The 18,965-nt window shown below is 58.4% G+C and carries 16 protein-coding genes; 9 read left to right on the forward strand and 7 right to left on the reverse strand.

The window, feature by feature from the left end; all coding sequences use genetic code 11:
• Positions 1–98: 98 nt before the first annotated feature.
• Together RRF56_RS13435 and recA are read right to left on the reverse strand one after the other, a co-directional pair.
• Positions 99–914: a tryptophan-rich sensory protein gene (locus RRF56_RS13435; RefSeq protein ID WP_317038150.1), complete on the reverse strand. Its 816-nt coding sequence runs from the start codon at positions 912–914 to the stop codon at positions 99–101.
• A 100-nt stretch (positions 915–1,014) separates the two neighbouring features.
• The gene (recA, locus tag RRF56_RS13440) at positions 1,015–2,079 is read right to left on the reverse strand and encodes a recombinase RecA (protein WP_317038358.1); all 1,065 of its coding nucleotides are present in this window, start codon (positions 2,077–2,079) and stop codon (positions 1,015–1,017) included.
• Positions 2,080–2,398: 319 nt separating this feature from the next.
• Here recA and RRF56_RS13445 point away from each other — a divergent pair, with 319 nt between their 5' ends.
• The 8 genes from RRF56_RS13445 to RRF56_RS13480 all read left to right on the forward strand — a co-directional run bounded on the left by RRF56_RS13445 (position 2,399) and on the right by RRF56_RS13480 (position 8,231).
• A complete protein-coding gene (locus tag RRF56_RS13445) occupies positions 2,399–2,620 on the forward strand; it encodes a hypothetical protein (RefSeq protein WP_317038151.1) in 222 nt (73 codons plus the stop codon).
• Positions 2,621–2,695: 75 nt separating this feature from the next.
• Positions 2,696–3,322, forward strand: coding sequence for a trimeric intracellular cation channel family protein (locus RRF56_RS13450; RefSeq protein ID WP_317038152.1), 627 nt, complete (start codon positions 2,696–2,698; stop codon positions 3,320–3,322).
• Between the two features lie 172 nt (positions 3,323–3,494).
• The gene (locus tag RRF56_RS13455; RefSeq protein WP_317038153.1) at positions 3,495–3,794 is read left to right on the forward strand and encodes a hypothetical protein; all 300 of its coding nucleotides are present in this window, start codon (positions 3,495–3,497) and stop codon (positions 3,792–3,794) included.
• Between the two features lie 10 nt (positions 3,795–3,804).
• Entirely contained in the window at positions 3,805–4,092 is a 288-nt protein-coding gene (locus tag RRF56_RS13460; protein WP_317038154.1) for a hypothetical protein, read from the forward strand.
• A gap of 96 nt (positions 4,093–4,188) precedes the next feature.
• Positions 4,189–4,776 (forward strand): DUF4129 domain-containing protein, encoded by a 588-nt coding sequence (locus tag RRF56_RS13465; RefSeq protein WP_317038155.1) that lies wholly within the window; start codon positions 4,189–4,191, stop codon positions 4,774–4,776.
• Positions 4,740–5,966: a DUF4350 domain-containing protein gene (locus RRF56_RS13470; RefSeq protein ID WP_317038156.1), complete on the forward strand. Its 1,227-nt coding sequence runs from the start codon at positions 4,740–4,742 to the stop codon at positions 5,964–5,966. The genes RRF56_RS13465 and RRF56_RS13470 overlap by 37 nt, the downstream gene beginning before the upstream one ends.
• Entirely contained in the window at positions 5,959–6,909 is a 951-nt protein-coding gene (locus RRF56_RS13475) for a MoxR family ATPase (RefSeq protein ID WP_317038157.1), read from the forward strand. The genes RRF56_RS13470 and RRF56_RS13475 overlap by 8 nt, the downstream gene beginning before the upstream one ends.
• Positions 6,909–8,231 (forward strand): DUF58 domain-containing protein, encoded by a 1,323-nt coding sequence (locus tag RRF56_RS13480; protein WP_317038158.1) that lies wholly within the window; start codon positions 6,909–6,911, stop codon positions 8,229–8,231. The genes RRF56_RS13475 and RRF56_RS13480 overlap by 1 nt, the downstream gene beginning before the upstream one ends.
• Before the next feature lie 231 nt (positions 8,232–8,462).
• Here RRF56_RS13480 and RRF56_RS13485 read toward each other — a convergent pair whose 3' ends face one another.
• The 4 genes from RRF56_RS13485 to RRF56_RS13500 all read right to left on the reverse strand — a co-directional run bounded on the left by RRF56_RS13485 (position 8,463) and on the right by RRF56_RS13500 (position 15,747).
• The gene (locus RRF56_RS13485; protein ID WP_317038159.1) at positions 8,463–10,538 is read right to left on the reverse strand and encodes a response regulator; all 2,076 of its coding nucleotides are present in this window, start codon (positions 10,536–10,538) and stop codon (positions 8,463–8,465) included.
• A gap of 2 nt (positions 10,539–10,540) precedes the next feature.
• Complete coding sequence (locus RRF56_RS13490) at positions 10,541–11,113, reverse strand: chemotaxis protein CheB (RefSeq protein ID WP_317038160.1); 573 nt, start codon at positions 11,111–11,113, stop codon at positions 10,541–10,543.
• Positions 11,113–11,928: a CheR family methyltransferase gene (locus RRF56_RS13495; protein WP_410510607.1), complete on the reverse strand. Its 816-nt coding sequence runs from the start codon at positions 11,926–11,928 to the stop codon at positions 11,113–11,115. The genes RRF56_RS13490 and RRF56_RS13495 overlap by 1 nt, the downstream gene beginning before the upstream one ends.
• Before the next feature lie 153 nt (positions 11,929–12,081).
• Positions 12,082–15,747 (reverse strand): response regulator, encoded by a 3,666-nt coding sequence (locus RRF56_RS13500; protein WP_317038162.1) that lies wholly within the window; start codon positions 15,745–15,747, stop codon positions 12,082–12,084.
• Positions 15,748–16,105: 358 nt separating this feature from the next.
• Between RRF56_RS13500 and RRF56_RS13505 the strand changes: the two genes are divergently transcribed.
• Positions 16,106–18,337 carry a PhoX family phosphatase gene (locus RRF56_RS13505; RefSeq protein ID WP_317038163.1) on the forward strand — a complete coding sequence of 744 codons (2,232 nt, stop codon included), beginning with the start codon at positions 16,106–16,108 and terminating at the stop codon, positions 18,335–18,337.
• 129 nt (positions 18,338–18,466) lie between these two features.
• Here RRF56_RS13505 and RRF56_RS13510 read toward each other — a convergent pair whose 3' ends face one another.
• Complete coding sequence (locus tag RRF56_RS13510) at positions 18,467–18,940, reverse strand: nucleoside deaminase (RefSeq protein ID WP_317038164.1); 474 nt, start codon at positions 18,938–18,940, stop codon at positions 18,467–18,469.
• Positions 18,941–18,965: the final 25 nt, after the last annotated feature.

Here is an 18,965-nt window from a genome sequence, read left to right on the forward strand (position 1 = left end):
TCGCCTGTCGGCCCTCGGTGCTGGCTATAGCTACGGACTGAAATAACCGGGTTTTAGGTTAGTCGCTGTTCAGCAAAAGTGTAGCGATTGCATAAACGCTAGCGCTGCGATCGCTTGGGCCGACCTTGTTTGACCAACGCTAGCCACAGCAGCAGCAGCCCAGCCGCAATTAGGGCCACCCACCGAATGGCGGGGATATCGCTTTGGCGCACGGCGATCGCCACAAAGGCCCATACGTACACCAGGGTAAACGCAATATCTCCGCGCTGATAAATCACGATTGCGCCGATCAGCGCGGCTACAACCGTCATGGCCACCGTCCAAGCCACAGCCGAAATTCCCCAGCCACCCCAGGGCCAAACGTAGAGGGCAGAGGCGATGTTGACAATGGTAGCCACCGACACCCAACTCAAATACAAGCTAAAGGGAATATGGGCCATCCAGCGGCGCTGGCGAGACACCCGATAGCCCAGAGACGGGTTGTGGCTAGCCAGGCCGATATGCAGCGTCACATAACTAGCAATCAGCGCCAGCAGCAGGCTCACCATCGCCAACACTGACCAGCCGAACTGCTGGAGCGAAAACAGCACAATCCAAATGGTCTGGACGATGCAGGCAAAAATTAGTAGCAGGTTGACCCGCTGAATTTGGGGATCTTGCCGCCGCTCTGGATGAAACTGGTAAATGCCGTAGGCAAATAAACCCAGATAGATGATGCCCCAAATGGCAAAGGCGTAGCTAGCCGGAGTGATCAGCACCCCAGCCAACAAGGTGTTAGACAGTTCGCCAACATTCTGGCCCCCTGGCGGAAAGCGGTTAAACAGGGTGTTAAATACCACCGCACCGACGATCGCGATCGCGGTAGCAATGGCAAGACCGAGGCCATTGCTAGACCGATTTTGGGAATTATCCATGGGCCTACTTGAAAGCGTAAGCCCTATCCTCCCCCGATCGACAGCAAAACACCACTACCCTCAGTCAGAGTTGGCGCTGGCATGCTCTGGCTACAGCGGTCTACTCGACTTCGAGCAGGTCGTCGGTGTCGTCGTCGGGAGGTTCGACAGTGACGGGTGCCCCGTTGATCGCCAGCTTATCGCGCACCTGGGCTTCGACCTGAGCAGCAAAGGCGGCATCTTCAATCAGGCGCTGCACGGTGTTGTCACGGCCTTGGCCAATGTTGTCGCCGTCGTAGCTGTACCAGGCCCCTTTGCGAGTGATGACGCCGGTTTGCTCGGCCAGGTCAACCAAGCAGCCCATGGTCGAAATGCCCTGACCAAACAAAATATCAAACTCGGCAATGCGAAACGGGGGGGCTACCTTATTCTTCGCCACTTTTACCTTGGCGCGAATACCATACTCTTCGGTGCCTTTCTTGAGGGTTTGAATGCGGCGAATATCAAGCCGCACCGAGGCATAGAACTTGAGGGCATTGCCACCAGTAGTGACCTCGGGGTTGCCGTAGGAGATGCCGATTTTTTGGCGCAGCTGATTCAAAAAGATCACGGTGCACTGCGATTTGCCGATGCTGCCAGTAATTTTGCGCAGGGCCTGGCTCATTAGTCGCGCCTGTAAGCCCACGTGGGCATCGCCCATCTCACCTTCGATTTCAGCGCGGGGCACTAAGGCCGCTACCGAGTCAACGACGACGACATCTACCGCCGCCGAGCGCACCAGCTGATCGACGATTTCTAACCCCATTTCGCCCGTGTCGGGCTGAGACACCAGCAGCTCGTCGATATTCACCCCCAGAGCCTTGGCGTAGATCGGGTCGAGGGCGTGCTCGGCATCGACAAAGGCAGCCACCCCGCCCGACTTCTGCACCTCCGCCAGGGCGTGCAGGGCCACGGTGGTTTTACCCGAGCTTTCGGGGCCGTAGATTTCGATCACGCGGCCTTTGGGCAGGCCACCACCCAGAGCCAAATCGAGGGTGAGCGCACCGGTAGGAATGGTTTCGATCGTCATGCGGCTGGCTTCGCCTAAACGCATGATTGCCCCCTTGCCAAAGTTGCGCTCAATCTGGCTGAGCACCATGGAAAGGGCCTTTTGTTTCTCGGTACCGGCGTTTTGTTTAGATGCCATAGCTGCCTGAAGATAGATCGAATGGGGAACGAAGGGGTGGATACTGCGGGCCTGGGCGATCGCCTGGGAGATGCCCTTAGTAAACCCCACTCCAGCCCAGAAATGTAGTTAATGCGGGGAAATCCTTGACACCACCTGGGGCTAATCTCAGCGTCCATCGCCCATTGCCCTAGCCCCAATTGCATAGTACGCTTGAACCAAATTCAAGGCCTCCAGCGATGGGGTGCGAACCTCACCCTGGAGGGGTGCTTGGGGAATAGGGGGGAGGTGAACCGCGTAGGACAACGGTCGAGTCGCAGCACTAAGGGAGTCGATGCCAATGGATACAGGTCGTCTAATTCAGGTGTCGGTGTTTCCAGGTTGGGTGGCGGGGGTGACCTATCACCAGGGGTTGGGGTACCGCTGCTGGGTGATCAACCCAGATCTGGCGGTACTCAACGATGGCGAAATGTATGCCAGCAGCGAGGATGCGATCGCTGCCGGTCGTCTGTTTATCCATCATTCTACTGGGGCTGAACCCGACCGGGGCAGTAGGGGATAATGGGCGGGTTGGCGGTCTTCATTTGGTGAGCTGTCACGCCGCCCCACTAGTCGGCCTATCCCTGAGCAACCCCCCATGGAATACGTTTTGGCGCAAGTTGGAGTGGCGGTGTTTGCTGTCTCGGGGGTCTTGTCTGCCACCCGCCAGCGCCTCGACATCTTTAGCATTGTGGTGGTGGGGTTGCTGACGGCAATTAGCGGCGGCACCCTACGGGATGTGATTCTCAATGTGCCGGTGTTTTGGCTGCTCGATCTAACCGCCTTTTGGGTGGCCCTGGGGGCCTCCTTTGCCACCTTTGTGGGCATTCGCTTTATTCTCAAGCTGCCCCTGCGGCTGCTGTCTTACCTCGATGCCATGGGGGTAGCCCTGTTTGCGGTGCAAGCGATCGATAAAACGCTGCTGTTTGGCTACCCCGCCGCCGTGGCGGTGGTAATGGGCCTGATCACCAGCATCGCTGGGGGCATTATTCGCGATGTGGTCACCCATCGGCCCACGCTGCTGCTGTCGCGAGAACTGTACGCGACGCCGATTGTGCTGGGGGGCATCGTCTATGTGGTGCTGCTGCACCTGATGCCCTCGCCCTTCTGTCGTTTGATTGCGATGGGGCTAATATTTGGCCTGCGGGCGATCGCGATTCGCTGGCGGCTGTTTTTGCCCCTGCGGCTGACCCTAAAAATTGACCTGGATCGAGAGCAGAGTTGAGTTTTGTTGGGCGATCGCGTCGTTTCTCAAACTACTTTTATGCCCTGTTCGCCCCGCTGGGCGTTGCCGGTAGCCAAAAACTCTAGAATATACCGCCATAATCCCAGAGCACCAATTCTGCTGTTCTATATCCTGGCTACACTGAGAAGCAACTTCCCTACTGCCCTAGGCCATGCAAAACACCGCTCTGGCACCCCTGGTCGAACACATTACCCAGCAGCTTGGCACCCTCTCAGAAGCAGAGCTGCGAACCATTCAAGACTTTGTCGATTATTTGATCTGGAAGCACCAGGACGACCCTGGGCAACCCCTGGCCCGGCGATCCGCCGAAGCACGCGCGATCGATCGCATCGCCGACCTCGATAACCCCACCCAGTGGGTGACAGTAATTGAGGAGGGCGAAGAGGTGGATGTTGAGCGTTTACACCAACGGTTAAGAGATCGTGGCTTTCAAATCGAGATACCTGATTAAGACCCATCGATTGGTTGAAGCAGAAGACTTGCCCGAGTTGCCGAGTGAACTGAGGGAAATTTTCAGCGATTTACGGGAGTCGGTCTTAATTCTTGATCCCTATCGATGTCTTGGCCTGCCCAACCATACTCTCAAAGGTCAGTTGAGCAATTATCGAGCAATCGAAATCGATTGGAATGGCATAACCTATCGCTTGGTCTATAGAATCTATGACGCTCCGGCCCCAAGGCGGGTACTAGTGCTGAGCTTTGCTGAGCATGACCCGGCCTACGAACGAGCGATCGCGCGTAAACCCTAGCGTTAGCGGTGCGCCCTAGCCTGAATCCCCTTAGGCGTAAAGTTAGACCGAGCGATCCGTGAGCCATAATGGGGCCAGATTTAGCAAATTGTCTGAATGGCTGACCTTCCCCACCGCACTAATTCTTTGCTTTGGCAGATTCGCCAAAGCATGCAAAACCTGGGGGAATGGTTTGAGTACCAGTTTTCTCGGGTCAATGTGAATGGCCCGGAGGTGCCCCGGTGGCCGTGGCTAGGGCCGGTGGCTGAGGGCTTGTTTTGGCTTACCATCGCCGCTCTTACCCTGTGGACGGGCTGGCTACTGTACCGGGGCATCGTCACCTATCTCAACCGGCAGCGGCAGAGCACCAATGCGACCCAGCGTTCCGCTCCTACCACAGCAGCCCTTCAGCAGGCAACCCACTGGTGGCGTGAGGCCCAGCGTTTTGCCCAGCAGGGCGACTACGCTGCGGCCTGTCAAGCGCTCTACATGGCGGGGCTAGCCCGACTCAACGACACCGAAACCGTGCTCTACCGCGCCAGCCGCACTGATGGCGAATATTTGGACTGCATGGCTGCCAACCCCAGCCGTCCCTACGAACTACTAATTCGCACCCATGAGCGCCTTACCTACGGTGAAGCTCTGGCCACCGAGGAGACGTACCAGCGGTGCCGCCGCGCCTACCAGGAGATCGCCCAGTCGTGATGCGATCGCTGCCCTGGAATCGCCGTACCCTGGGGCTGGCACTGCTGGCCCTGACCCTATTGCTGGGGTTGCTAATCTTGGGCACACCCGCAGCCAGTCGGCTTACCAGTGGCTCGACCTGGCACCGGGGGCCAGCGGGCTATAGCGCCTGGTACGAGGCCCTAGAGCAGCAGGGGGTAGCGGTGCAGCGCTGGCAGCGCCCAGTCTCAGAGTTGCTGACACGCCTTGAAGACAACTTTCAAAACGACGATGAGGCCCCAGCCGTCACTCTAATCCAGGACGAAGGCCCAGCCCCAGCAGACACGCTGTTGGTGGTGCTGCCGGGGTTTATCGAAGAGCCCGATTTACCCGCCCTGCTGCCCTGGGTGCCCGAGTGGGTAGAAGCGGGCCATCGGCTGGTGGTGTTGGGGGTTAAAACGCCCGCCACGGCGGCACCCTTTTCGCAAACCTTGGCCAGCGAGGCGGGGCCGGTGCAGATCGATACCCGCCGCCGATCGAGTATTGGGTTTGCCCCGGCCATTGTGCTCAGAGATGACTATGGCGCGGTGGTGTGGCAAGAATCGCTGGCGGGTGGGCAGTTTACGGTGGCGGCAACGCCTCACCTGGGGGCCAATGCCTACCGCAACCAGCCCGGCAACTTTGCTCTGCTGACAGCACTGGTCACTGAGGCCGGTGGGCGAGTGTGGGTCGATGAGTATGTACACGGCTACCGGGATGAGGAGGCGATCGCGGCTGAGATCGGCGGCAGTTGGGTCGATTACCTGGCCCGTACACCTTTGGTGATTCTCGTCGCTCAGGTGCTGGCCGTCTCGCTGCTGGCCCTGCTGGCCTACAACCGCAGGCTGGGCCAGCGCCGTGCCCTGCCTCAGGCCACGCTAGACAACAGCCAGGCCTACATTCAGGCCCTAGCTGGGGTGCTGCACAAAGCGGGCAGCCACGACTTTGTGGTGCAAACCCTGGGCCAAGCCGAGCGCCTGCGACTGCAAAAGTCCTTAGGGTTAGGCCCCACGCCTCTCCCGATCGAGCAGTTGCAAGCCGCCTGGAATGCTCAGCTAGGACGCCCTGCCACCGATCTAGCCGCAATTTTGTACCCCACCCCACCCCAAGGAGAACGCCAACTGCGCGACTGGCTCAAACGGTTACAATCCCTTCAGCCCCTTACCCAGGAGACCCTGGCCGACCATGAGTGACCTACAGGCGGCAATGACGCGCATTGGCACCACCCTCAGCAGTGTGGTAGTGGGCCAAGAACCCCTGGTGCAAGAGCTGTTGGTGGCGCTGCTGGCCGGTGGCCACGTGATTTTAGAAGGGGTCCCGGGCACCGGCAAGACCCTGCTAGTCCGCGCCCTGTCTCAGCTAATTCGCGCCGACTTTGGCCGCATTCAGCTGACCCCCGACATTTTGCCGTCGGATATTTCGGGCACCAACGTGTTTGACCTCACTAGCCGCACCTTTACCCTCAAAAAAGGGCCGGTGTTTACGCAGGTGCTGTTGGCCGACGAAATCAACCGCACGCCACCCAAGACCCAGTCGGCCCTGCTAGAAGCGATGGAAGAACAGCAGGTGACCCTAGATGGCACCAGCCACCCGCTGCCCGATCTGTTTTGGGTCGTGGCCACCCAAAACCCGCTGGAGTTTGAGGGCACCTACCCTCTGCCCGAGGCCCAGCTCGATCGCTTTCTATTTAAGCTGGTGGTGGGCTACCCTGCCCCCGCCGCCGAAAAGCAAATGCTGATCAACGCCCAGGCCGGGTTTGAGGCCAAGCGGCTAGATATTGGCCAACTCAAACCGATCGCTGCCGCCCACCACATTTTGGCGGCCCGTCAAGCCGTCAAAGCCCTGCCCGTACAAGAGCCCATTCTTGACTATCTGCTGGCCTTGGCCCACAAAACCCGCCAGCACCCCGACTTAGATCTGGGCACCTCTCCCCGCTCTACGGTGCAGTGGCTGGCAGCCTGCAAAGCCCACGCCTGGCTCAACGGGCAAGCGTTTGTTACCCCCGACAATGTGAAGGCCGTGGCCCTGCCCCTGCTGCGCCACCGGCTGATGCTAAGCGCTGAGGCCCAGCTAGATGGACTGACCTGCGATCGCATCATCCAAACTGTGCTCGACAGCGTGGCGGTGCCCCGCTAATGGCGATCATTCCCACGGGGCGCACCTACGGGCTACTGCTAGGGGGCGGGGTCGTGGCCACCCTGCTCACCAATTTTTTCGATGCCCCCAACCGTCTCACCGTGGCTCTGGTAGCCCTGGCGCTATTCAATGGCGTTGTGATCGCCCTGATGGTGGCAGACGGTTGGCAGGTCAACGCACGGCGCGCCACCATCAGGCGGGAGCCCTTACACCGGCTGTCTATCGGTCGCGACAACCCGATTTTGCTAGAGGCCGAGGCCGCTAGCCGCACCCGGCTGCGCCTGTTTGACAACTACCCCGCCGCGTTTGACGGCACGCCGATGCCCCTAGAGGTTGATCTCAACGGCAAGGAACCCGAAACGCTCACCTTTACCGTCAACCCCAAGCAGCGAGGCGAGTATAGCTGGGGCGACCTCCAGCTTCAGCAGCGGGGGCCGTGGGGGCTAGCCTGGGCCGACTGGACCGTGCCGGCGGCAGCGACCGTCGCCGTCTACCCCGACCTGATCGGCCTCAACCAGCTCTCAGTTAAGCTGGCCCTGCAGGCCACCGGCACTCTGAAGCAAAAGCGGCGTATGGGGGTGGGCACCGAGTTTGCCGAACTGCGCGAGTATGGCACGGGCGACGATCTGCGCTTTGTGGACTGGAAGGCCACGGCCCGCCTCAGTCAGCCCCTGGTGCGAGTGCTAGAACCCGAGCGTGAGCAAACCCTATTGATTCTTTTAGACCGTGGTCGGCTGATGACGGCCCAGGTGCAGGGATTAACCCGCTTTGACTGGGGCATGAATGCAGCTCTCTCGCTGGCCTTGGCCGGGGTATCGCGGGGCGATCGCGTCGGCCTAGGCGTGTTCGATCGCACCCTGCACACCTGGCTCCCCCCTCAGGGCGGGCGGGCCAACTTCCAGCAGATGATCGAACGGCTAACCCCCCTGGAGCCAGTGCTGGAAGAATCCGACTACCTAGCCGCCGCCCTCCACGCAGCCCAGCAGCAGCACCGCCGCTCACTGGTGGTAATTCTTACCGATATTGTGGATGAAACCGCCAGCGCCGAACTGCTCTCGGCCCTGGCCCGCCTGCGCCCTCGCCATCTGCCCTTCTGCATTACGCTGCGCGATCCAGCGATCGATCGCCAGGCCCACCAGCCCACTGCCGCCGTTGATGCAGCCTACCAGCGGGCGGTGGCGCTAGATTTGCTCAGTCAGCGGGCAGCGGCCTTTGCTCGGCTCAAACAGCGGGGCGTGCTGGTGCTCGATGCCCCCGCCGACCAGATTGCAGAGCCCTTAGTCGAACGTTATTTGCACATTAAGAGTCAGAGCAAACTTTAGCTCACATTATTTACAACTGGCCACAGCTACATACCACATCCTACTTGGCTACCCCCGATTCCACCGGGCGAACAGCGGTAAGACCTCCGGCCAGGCTATGCCATTTGCCCTGCCGAATCGGGGGGAATACCAAATCCGACCCACAAAACCCCGATTCGTAACCGATACCTCGTAGGGGCATTGTAGTGCAATGCCCCTACAAATCGGGGGGTAGACAGATAGGATTCGGTATTAGGCGTTGGTAGATCCGGTCACTTGCAGAATGGCGCGAATTAATTTTTCAGAGTCGATCGGCTTGGGCACGTGCCCCTGAAACCCGTTTGCCAAAGCCTGCTCCTGATCAGACACGCGCGCATGGGCGGTAATGGCAATTGCGGGCACCTGCGACTGGGGCTTGGGGAGTTGGGCTCTAACCGTCTGCATCAAAGTATAGCCATCCATATCGGGCATGCTGATGTCGCACAGCAAGACATCGGGCTGCATAGAGCCCAACAGGCGCAACCCCGCTTCACCGGAGGCCGCCGTGGCGATCGCCGCGCCCTGGGCTTCTAGCAAGTAGGTGAGAAAATGGCGGGTATCGGCATCGTCATCCACAATCAAAATCGAGAGCCCCGCTAAGGTCTGGGTGCCTGGCTGCATCGAGCTGTCTTCGGGGTCAGCCAGCAGCAGGGCCTGGGGAGGAGAAGACGACAGCGGCAGCGCCACAGTAAAGGTAGCGCCCTGGTTTGCCCCGGCGCTTTCTGCCCAGACAGCCCCCTGGTGCTGCTCGACCAAGTGATGGACGATTGCCAATCCCAGACCGAGGCCCCCCTGGGAGCGGGTGATGCTGCTGTCGGCCTGGCGAAAGCGGTCAAAGATGTGGGGCAAGAAGCTGGGATCAATGCCTAGCCCGGTGTCGGTGATGCGCAGTTGGGCGTAGGCAAAAGCCGCTGGGTACTCGGGGCCAGAGCGATTACTCGGCAGGTCGGCCACCAGCGAGAGCCGAATGTCGACTTGCCCTTGGTTGGGCGTAAATTTAACCGCATTGGTCAGCAAATTCCAAATGACCTGTTGCAACCGCAGGGCATCGCCGGTGACCTCTAGGTGAGGGTAGTCATGGCAGTTGTGGGTGAGGGCGATCGCCTTGGTATCTGCCGCCGGTCTCACCGTTTCTAACGCCGTTTGAATAATGTTGACAAGGTTTAATGGCTGGCGGTGTAGCTGGAGCTTGCCGCGCACAATTTGTGAAACGTCGAGAATATCTTCGATTAGCTGTTTCTGAGCGATCGCATTGCGCTCGATGGTGCTGATGGCGTAGTCAACTTTTTGGGGATCTAATTTGCGGGATTGCAGCAAATTGGCCCAGCCCAAAATTGCGTTTAGGGGCGTGCGTAGCTCGTGGGAGAGCACCGCAATAAAATCATCTTTCATGCGGTTGGCGGTTTCGGCTTCTTGGCGGGCCGCCTGTTCGCGAATAATTTGGGCGTTGGTTGCCTCGGCCTGTTTACGCTCAGTGATATCTTCTACAGTGCCCACATAGCCAACAAATTGTTTTTGCTCCGATATCATGGGTGCCGATCGAATGGCGACCCAGCGCAGGTTATCCTCCTCCGGTTGACACCGAAACTCTTGGGCGTAGTCTTGCCCATCTTGAACAAATGCGGCCCAGGTAGCGCGAGCCTCGGCAACATCGTCGGGGTGAATGGCATCTAGCCAGCTGCGATCGTTAACGGATGCGGTTGAACAACGACAAATGGCCTGAAAGCGCGGATTGGTATAGAGATAACGCCCCTCGGTATCGGTGACAAATACCCCGACGGGTGAGCAGGTGCTGAGCAGTCGAAAGCGTTCTTCACTCAGCTGAAGCTCAGTATTAATGACCTCTAATTGATTGGCCTGCTGCTGCAAAATTTCGGTCTTTTGTCGCAGGGCTTCGGTCTTTTTAAATAACTCAATAAAAATGGCTACTTTGGAGAGTAAAACATTTGGCGCAATCGGTTTAATTAAATAGTCAACTGCCCCAAGAGCATAGCCTTTAAACATAAATTGCTCACTGCTACTAAAGGCGGTGAGAAAAATAATGGGCGTATCCTGCGATCGCGGTCGATGGCGCACCAGGGTGGCTACCTCAAAGCCATCCATCTGGGGCATTTGCACATCGAGCAAAATTACCGCAAAATCATCTTGCAGCAGACAGCGCAGGGCTTCTTCACCAGAGGTTGATTTAACTAGATTGGCTCCCAGTTCGCCCAAAATGGCCTCCAGCGCCACCAAATTTTCGGGCTGGTCGTCAACCATCAAAATATTTACTGGAGATTCGGTCTGCATGCCTATGATTCCGTCGCTTGGCAAAGGTAAATCAGGTGGGGTGCAATCTGGGAGATGGGTAAGACAATATCTACCTCTACTGCTGCGATCGCAGCACCGGGCAAGACCGCACTCTCAGCAGTGTGTGGGTCTTGCACAATCGTCATACCACCCCGAGCCTTAAGCGTCGATAGTCCCTGCACCCCATCCTGATTAGCTCCTGTCAAAACCACCCCAATAACTCGCTCACCATAGGCATCGGCAGCCGATTCTAACAGTACATCAATAGAGGGCCGAGCGTAGGAAACTGGCTCATCAACAGAGAGTGAAAAATATCCGCATTCTACCAACAAATGATAGTCGGGCGGCGCAAAATAGACATGACCTGGCTGAATACGCTGCTTGTCTTCAACTTCATGCACAGGCAAAACCGTAAACTGTTGCAGGAAAGCACTGAGTGCCTGGTCAGACTCCCGGTGCCGGTGTTGAACAATAGCCAGCGCAGCAGAAAAGTCTCTAGGGAGAGATCTTAACAGAGTTTTTAGGGCCGACAATCCTCCCAAAGAGGTACCTATAGCGACTAATTCATAGGCCACTAACTATGCCTCCTATAAAGCTTTTCAGATTTAACTAAATCATCGTAGGCCGTTTCATATTTTGTAAACCGGATGGTTTCTTGCCTGCCCAAGCCTAAAATGCCAAATTTGCACAGGCTGTTATAAAACAAGTCATGAACTTGATTTTGCAACGTTTGATTAAAATAAATCAACACATTGCGACAGATGATCACGTTGAATTCATTAAAAGAGCCATCGGTCACTAGATTGTGTTCGCCAAAAACAATCCGCTCTCGCAGGGCGGGACGAAAAATAGCGTGATCATAGCTAGCCGTGTAATATTCTGAAAAGGCGCGCCGCCCACCAGCCTTGAGGTAGAGCTGGGTGTAGTCTTGCATTTGTTTGTAGGGATAAATGCCCTGGCGGGCCGTTTGCAAGACCTTGTCGTTGGCATCGGTGGCATAGATGCGGCAGCGGGGATACAGCCCTTCTTCGTGCAGCAAAATAGCCATTGAGTACACTTCTTGCCCGGTAGAACACCCGGCATGCCAGATGCGAAAGAAGGGGTAGGTACGCAGCAGGGGCACCACCTGCTGACGAAAGGCAACGTAAAAGCTGGGGTCGCGAAACATGGCGGTGGTGTTGACCGTCAAGCCCATCAGCAGGCGCTCGGCACAGGCGCGATCGCGCAACACCGCCGCCTGCAACTCGGCGATACTGGCCACCCGCTCGGTCTTGAGAAAGTTGTGAATGCGACGCTTGAGCGAGGCCTGGGCATAGTTGCGAAAATCGTAGCCATACCGACGATAGAGCCCTTCAATGAGCAAGTGAACGTCAATATCCTCTGGTTTCACAATATCCACTGGCGTTGTGCAATTGACTTAGCTGGCGCGTTAGCCCTACTCCTAGACCTTAACTGGGTAGCTCAGCCCGTCTGGGTACTATTGTCGCCCAATTTTCTAGTTGGGCTGTCTCCCCAAAAGAAGATCTTTAGATAGAGCGATAGGTTAGGTGTAAAGCCACAGACGCAGCAGCGTCAGCAGTTGGTCTGTATCGATGGGTTTAGTGATGTAGTCAGATGCCCCGGCTTCGATACACTTCTCGCGATCGCCCTGCATAGCCTTGGCGGTCAGGGCAATAATTGGCAGCGATCGAAACTGGTCTTGCTGGCGGATCAGGCGGGTAGTTTCGTAGCCGTCTAGCTCGGGCATCATTACATCCATCAGCACCAGGTTGACATCGGGGTGGGCCTGGAGGGTGGCAATGCCGTCGCGGCCATTTTCGGCAAACACCACCTCAATCTCGTACTGCTCTAGCAGGCTGGTGAGGGCAAACACGTTGCGCACGTCGTCATCGATGATCAGCACTTTTTTGCCCGCCAACACCGAATCACTGTGCTGTAATCGCTCCAAGGCCTGCTGCTGGCTGGGCGGCAGCTTGGTTTGCACCCGATGCAAAAATAAGGCGGTTTCATCGAGCAGGCGCTCGGGCGATCGCACATCTTTGATGATGATCGTTTCGGCCAACCGGCGCAGCTGGGTCGCTTCGGCCTCGGTCAGGTCTTTGCCGGTATAGACAATGATCGGCAGCTTGACTAGGGCGGGGTCTTGCTTGATCTGCTCAATCAGATCGAAGCCGCTCATGTCGGGCAGGCCGAGGTCGAGCACAATGCAGTCGCAGGGCTGCGATCGCAGCGCTTCAAGGGCGGCTGCGCCGGTATAGACGGCGGTGCTGGTCACTTCGGGGCCACCGATCAGCTCAATGATGCTCTGAGCCTGTACCAAGTCATCTTCGACCACCAGCAGGTAGCGCACCTGCCGCTCGACAAACTGCTTGATATCGATCAGGGTTTGGGTCAAGATTTCGGGCGAGACAGGTTTTTGAATGTGGGCGATCGCCCCTAGCTGAAACTCCTGCTGCTGCTGATCGTCTACCGTCAAAATGTGGACCGGAATGTGGCGGGTGGTTGGGTTGTGTTTGAGCTGCTCTAGCACCGCCAGACCGGCCATATCGGGCAGGTGCAGATCGAGGGTAATGGCGTTGGGTTTAAACCGCTGGGCCAGGGCCAGACCCGCCTGGCCCTGAAGGGCAATTAGCACCTTAAACCCTTGCCCCCGCGCCATCTCCAGCAAAATACGGGCAAAGTTGGGGTCGTCTTCGATCACCAGTAGCACACGGTCGGCGGCTTGTTCTTCGCCCTCGGGCTGCACGCGATCGCGATCGTCCTCTAGATTGTCGGGCAGGGGGGGAAGGGGAGCTGAGGCCACCGGGGCGATTGGGGTTTCCGCAGGCGGCGCCGGCAAAACCGGGCGCTGCTCGAGCGTCACGGTTTCGAGCAGGCGCTCGGGGGCGCTGTCCCGTGCCTCTGGGCCATCGGTCACAGCGTCGGCATAGTGCAGGGGCAAATATAGGGTGAAGGTACTACCGCGATCGGGCTGACTCTCTAGCTCCATGGAGCCCCCCAGCAGCTCAGCCAGCTGCAAGCTGATCGACAGCCCCAGGCCGGTGCCCCCGTACTTGCGGCTGGTGGTGCCATCGGCCTGCTGAAAGGCCCCAAAGATGGTCTGTTGTTTTTCGGGGGCAATGCCAATACCGGTATCGCTCACGGCCAAACCAATCTGGCGATCGCCTACTGGAAACATCCGCACCGTTACGCTGCCCCGATCGGTGAACTTAATGGCGTTGGCCAGCAGGTTCTTGAGAATTTGCTGCAAGCGGCGGGGGTCAGTCGAGAGCGCCGTGGGCAACGCCTGATCGAGCACGACCTCAAACCCAAGCCCCTTGCTGGTGGCCATGGGCTGAAACGTGCGGGTTAGCTCTAGCTGAATGGCCGTAAATGCAAGGGATTCGATCGAGACGTGCATGGTGCCCGACTCGATCTTGGCCATATCGAGAATGTCGTTGATCAGATCGAGCAGATCGGCCCCGGCAGAATGGATCGTGCGGCTGTACTCCACCTGCTTTTCGGTCAGGTTGCCGTCGCTGTTGGTACTGAGCATCTGGGCCAAAATCAGCAGGCTATTGAGTGGCGTCCGCAACTCGTGAGACATATTGGCCAAAAATTCTGACTTGTAGCGCGACGACTGCTCTAGCTGACTGGCCTGATCTTCTAGGGCCTGACGAGCCAGTTCAATTTCCTGATTTTTGCGCTCGACCTGCTGTTTCTGGGTTTCAAGCAGCTCGGCTTTCTCTTCTAGCTCTTCGTTAAGCTGTTGTAGCTCTTCGTTAGACTGCTGCAGTTCTTCCTGCTGCTGCTGCAAAAACAGCTCTGACTCTTGCAGCGATTCGGTGCGCTCTTCTAAGAGCTGATTGCTGTGCAGCAACTCTTCCTGCTGCTGGCGCAGTTCTTCGGCGAGCACCTGAGATTGCTCCAGCAGGCGCTGGGTTTCGAGGTAAGCGGCGATCGCATTGATCATCACCCCCGCCACCGAGGCAGCTTCGGTCAAAAAGGTGAGCTGGAGTTCGTCAAACCGCTGAAACGAGGCCAGTTCTATGACCCCTTGCACCTCGTTCTCAAACAAAACCGGCAACACCACAATATTGAGGGGCGGTGCCGCCCCCAGTCCAGAGCGAATGCGAATGTAGTCGCCCGGCACCTCAGTCAGCAAAATCCGCTGCTTTTCTAGGGCACACTGGCCCACCAGCCCTTCGCCCAGAGCAAATTCGTTGGCGAGGTGCTTGCGCTCTTGGTAGGCATAGCTGCTCAAGAGCGCAAGCCGGGGCGCTGGGCCGCTGCTGTCAAGCCGATAAAACAGGCCCTGCTGGGCTTCGACCAGGGGAGCCACGTAGGTCAACACCAGACTAGATAGGGCTTCTAGGCTGCGCTGTCCCTGCAATTGCTGCGACAGGTCGGCCAGGTTAGACTTCAGCCAGCGCTGCTCTTCGTTGGCGTTAATGGTCTCCCGCAGGTTAGTGACCATTTGGTTAAAGGTGCGGGTTAAGATGCCGGTTTCGTCTTGGGCGGTGCTGTGGGGCAGGTCGATCGCTAAATTGCCGCGCGCCAGCTCTTCGGCTGTATTAGACAGGTTGCGCAGGGGCTGAGAAATGTTGCGTGCCAAGGCCCAGCCCACCAGCGACAGCAACACAAACGAAGCCGGAATGCCCAGGGCGATCGTATACAGGGTCTGCTCAGCAGACAGCTGGGCCTGCGCGGCCCGCTCCTGAAGCAGGGCTTCTTCTGCCAGTCGCATGTCGGCAATGAGGTCACGCAGCTGCTCCATTAGCTGCCGCCCTCGATCGGTCAAGATAAAGGCCTGGGCCGCCGCAAACCCGCCCGTGTTGCGCTGCTCAATGCCCTCTCTCAGCCGAGCTAAGCGCGCTTCAATCAGCGGGTTAAGCTCATCCAAACGGTCGTAGACTGCCGAATCATCGGGGTTGAGCTGGCGTAGCGTCTGCTCTAGCTCGTCGATCTGGGTGAGAGCCTGGTTATAGGGTTCTAGGTACTGGTTTTGCCCGGTGATCAGATAGCCACGCTGCCCGGTTTCGGCATTGGCCAGCTCTGCCTCCAGGTCGGCTAAATAGGCCAAGACTTGGTAAGACGCTCGCTCTCGCTGGGCACTGCGAATCAGACTAGTGGTGGTTTGGTAGGCAACCGCACCCAGCAGCGTTAAAATTGTCAGCCCTAGCGCAAATCCCGCCCCGATCCGCGTCCCAATCTTGAAGCGATTGACCATGAAATTTTCTTAACGACCCAATAGCACCATTCAATAGTAAACGGATCATTGGGCTCTACAACGCGATCGCCGCCGCAGTCTCTGGCTGGGGGTGCTGCGCCGAAGCCCAGCCCAGTTCACACCGTCTTATGCCAACTCCGAGCCCCACAACCCTAGCTCCCAAACGGCCAACCGTAGGAACGGATGGCATGCGTCTGGCTAAACCGGGGTGTGGCCAGGCTGAGTCTCAGCAGCAATCAGCTACCCCGTCCCTTCATCGCCCCTTAAATAATTGCTAAACCGTCATTAAGTCTTTCATTACCTAAGCCTCCTATCATCGTGTCGACCCATCAATCGAGCCCTATACGCTGGCCTTGCTATGGCAAAACATCAAGATTTTCGCGCTGTCCTCAAAACTTTGTTTCATTCTGAGGATGAGAGTCACAACCCCTCCAGCAACGACTCTTTTGAACAAGTTGTAGCCCGCGCTCGCCTAGGTCGGCGAGGCTTTTTGAAAGGCAGTTCGTCTCTGGCCGCCGCCACGATGCTGGGCACCGGGCTGGCGTTTGGGGTTAATGCCGCCAAACAGTCGGGGCAAACCGCTGCCGCTGCCACCAACCTGCGCCTCAGCTTTCGCCCTGTGGCCAAGAGCATTGCCGATACCCTGACGGTGCCGGAGGGCTACACCGCCCGGGTACTGCTGGCCACAGGCGACCCAATTAAGGCCAATGTTTCTCCCTACAAAAACGACGGTACCGACCACGACTTTGACGGGCGGGCCGGTGACCACCACGACGCCATGCACTACTTTGGCCTGAACCGGGCGGGCAACGGCTGGGACCCCAATGGCAGCGATCGCGCCCTGCTGTGCATCAACCACGAAGTCTGCGAAGACCTGGGCTTTGTACACCCCAATGGCCCCACCAACTACGGCGCTGACAGCACCGCAGCCCGCCCGGCGATCGAGATTGACAAAGAAGTGGCAGCCCACGGCGTCACCGTGGTGGAAGTGGTCAAGCAGGGGGGCACCTACCAGGTCAACCGCGACTCGCGCTTTAACCACCGCGTCACCGCCGCCACCCGCTGCCAGATCAGCGGCCCGGCCCGGCGCAGCCCCCTACTGGCTACGGCGTTTTCTCCCAGCGGCGAGCAAACGCGGGGCACCCTCAACAACTGCGCCAATGGCTATACCCCCTGGGGTACCTATCTGACCTGTGAAGAAAACTGGGCCGGCTACTTCAACCGACGCGAAGCCGATAGCGCCCGCACCGCCAAGGAAGTCTCGTCCTTTAAGCGCTACGGCATTGGCAACACCACCTCGGGTCGCTACAACTGGTCGCGGGCTGAGGCCGCCCGTAACCCCGACCTCTACCAGCGTTGGGATGCCAGCAAAACCGCCAGCCGCGCCAACCAGGACTATCGCAACGTGGCCAACACCTTTGGCTGGGTGGTCGAAATCGACCCCTTCAACCCCAATGCCATGCCCCAAAAGCGCACCGCGATCGGCCGCTTTGCCCACGAGGGGTGCTGGCCCGCTGCCGCCGTGGCCGGTCAACCGCTGGTGTTTTACTCTGGCGATGACGCCCGCAACGAGTACACCTACAAGTTTGTCTCTGCCGCCAAGTGGGACCCCCGCGATGCCAACCGGGGCATGGCCGCTGGCAACAAGTACCTGGATGCGGGCACCCTCTATGCCGCTAAGTTTAACGACGACGGTACGGGCGAATGGCTGCCGCTGACCCTGGCCAACCCCGCGATCGCCAACTACGCCGACTATAACTTTGCCGACGAAGCCGACGTGTTGATTAACGCCCGCATTGCCGCCGATGCCGCCGGGGCCACTAAGATGGATCGGCCTGAGTGGGGCGGCGTCAACCCGGTGAATGGCGATGTCTACCTCACCCTGACCAACAATGTGTCGAGCAGCAGCGGGCGCGGCGTTAAAACCCCGCTCAACGCCGCCAACCCCCGCTACTATGCCGAGGCCAAAGGCGAAACCATCAACCGGGGCAATGTCAACGGCCACGTGATTCGCTGGCGCGAGGCCGGGGGCAACCATGCCGCCACCAGCTTCACCTGGGATGTCTACCTGTTTGGTGCCCAGGCCGACGCCGCCCCCGACGTGAACCTATCGGGCCTGAGCCACGAAAACGACTTCTCTAGCCCCGATGGCCTGTGGTTTAGCGAGGCCGTGCCCGGCCTGCTGTGGCTACAAACCGACGATGGCTACTACACCGATGTGACCAACTGCATGATGCTAGCTGCTCTGCCTGGAGCCGTGGGCGATGGCGGCACCAAAATGGTGAGCAATAAGGCGGTGCCCATCAACAGCGATGGCGACCAGCAGGTGAAGACCTACGTGGGCCAGGTCGCTAGCCCCACGGTGCTCAGCCGATTCTTGGTCGGTCCCCGCGACTGCGAGATTACCGGCATTACCGAATCGCCCGACGGCACGGTGATTTTCGTCAACATTCAACACCCTGGGGAAAACAGTGAGTCGGCTACCGACCCGGCCCAGTTCACCAGCCACTGGCCCGACGGCGGCAATGCTCGCCCCCGCTCAGCCACGGTGGTGATCACCCGCAACGACGGCGGCAAAATCGCCGTTTAGATTGCGTAGACACCGTTGATTAGCCGGAAGAGAGCCTGAGCTGAGCTTGGGCTCTTTTTTTGCCCGTGCTGCGTAAGGCTTTATAGCTGTGGCCAGCCTGGTTCGGGGGTATTCATTTAGCCAAACTTCTCAGAAAAATTCTTCAAAGGCCGCCAGCGCTTCGTCTTCGAGCACAGGGCCAATGACGTCGACCGGGTGTTTGCCGTGCTTGAGCACGTCGCGACAGCTTAGGGGCAGCTGAAAAGATGATTCGCCCTCAAGGCTGTAGAAGCGATCGCTGCCCAGAGCATAGACCACACGCCCGATGCCGCTCCAAAAGATCGCCCCGGCGCACATGGGGCAGGGTTCGGTGCTGGCGTAGAGGGTGCAATCTTTGAGGGTGTTGAGGCTCAGACCTTTTTCCATTTGGCGCAGCAGCACGGTTTCGGCATGACCCGTGCAATCGCGCTCGGTGATCTGGTTATTTTCGGCTTCGGCTAAGACCTGCCCGGAGCCATCGGCCAGCACCGCGCCAAAGGGGCAGTTGCCCGCCTCACGGGCGCTCTGGGAGAGGGCGATCGCCCGCCGCAGGTGGCCCAAATCTTGCTCACTGACCTTGCTCATCGATCGCCCTCCGGTTGATTGGTTA

Source organism: Nodosilinea sp. E11 (assembly GCF_032813545.1).
GTDB lineage: Bacteria > Cyanobacteriota > Cyanobacteriia > Phormidesmidales > Phormidesmidaceae > Nodosilinea.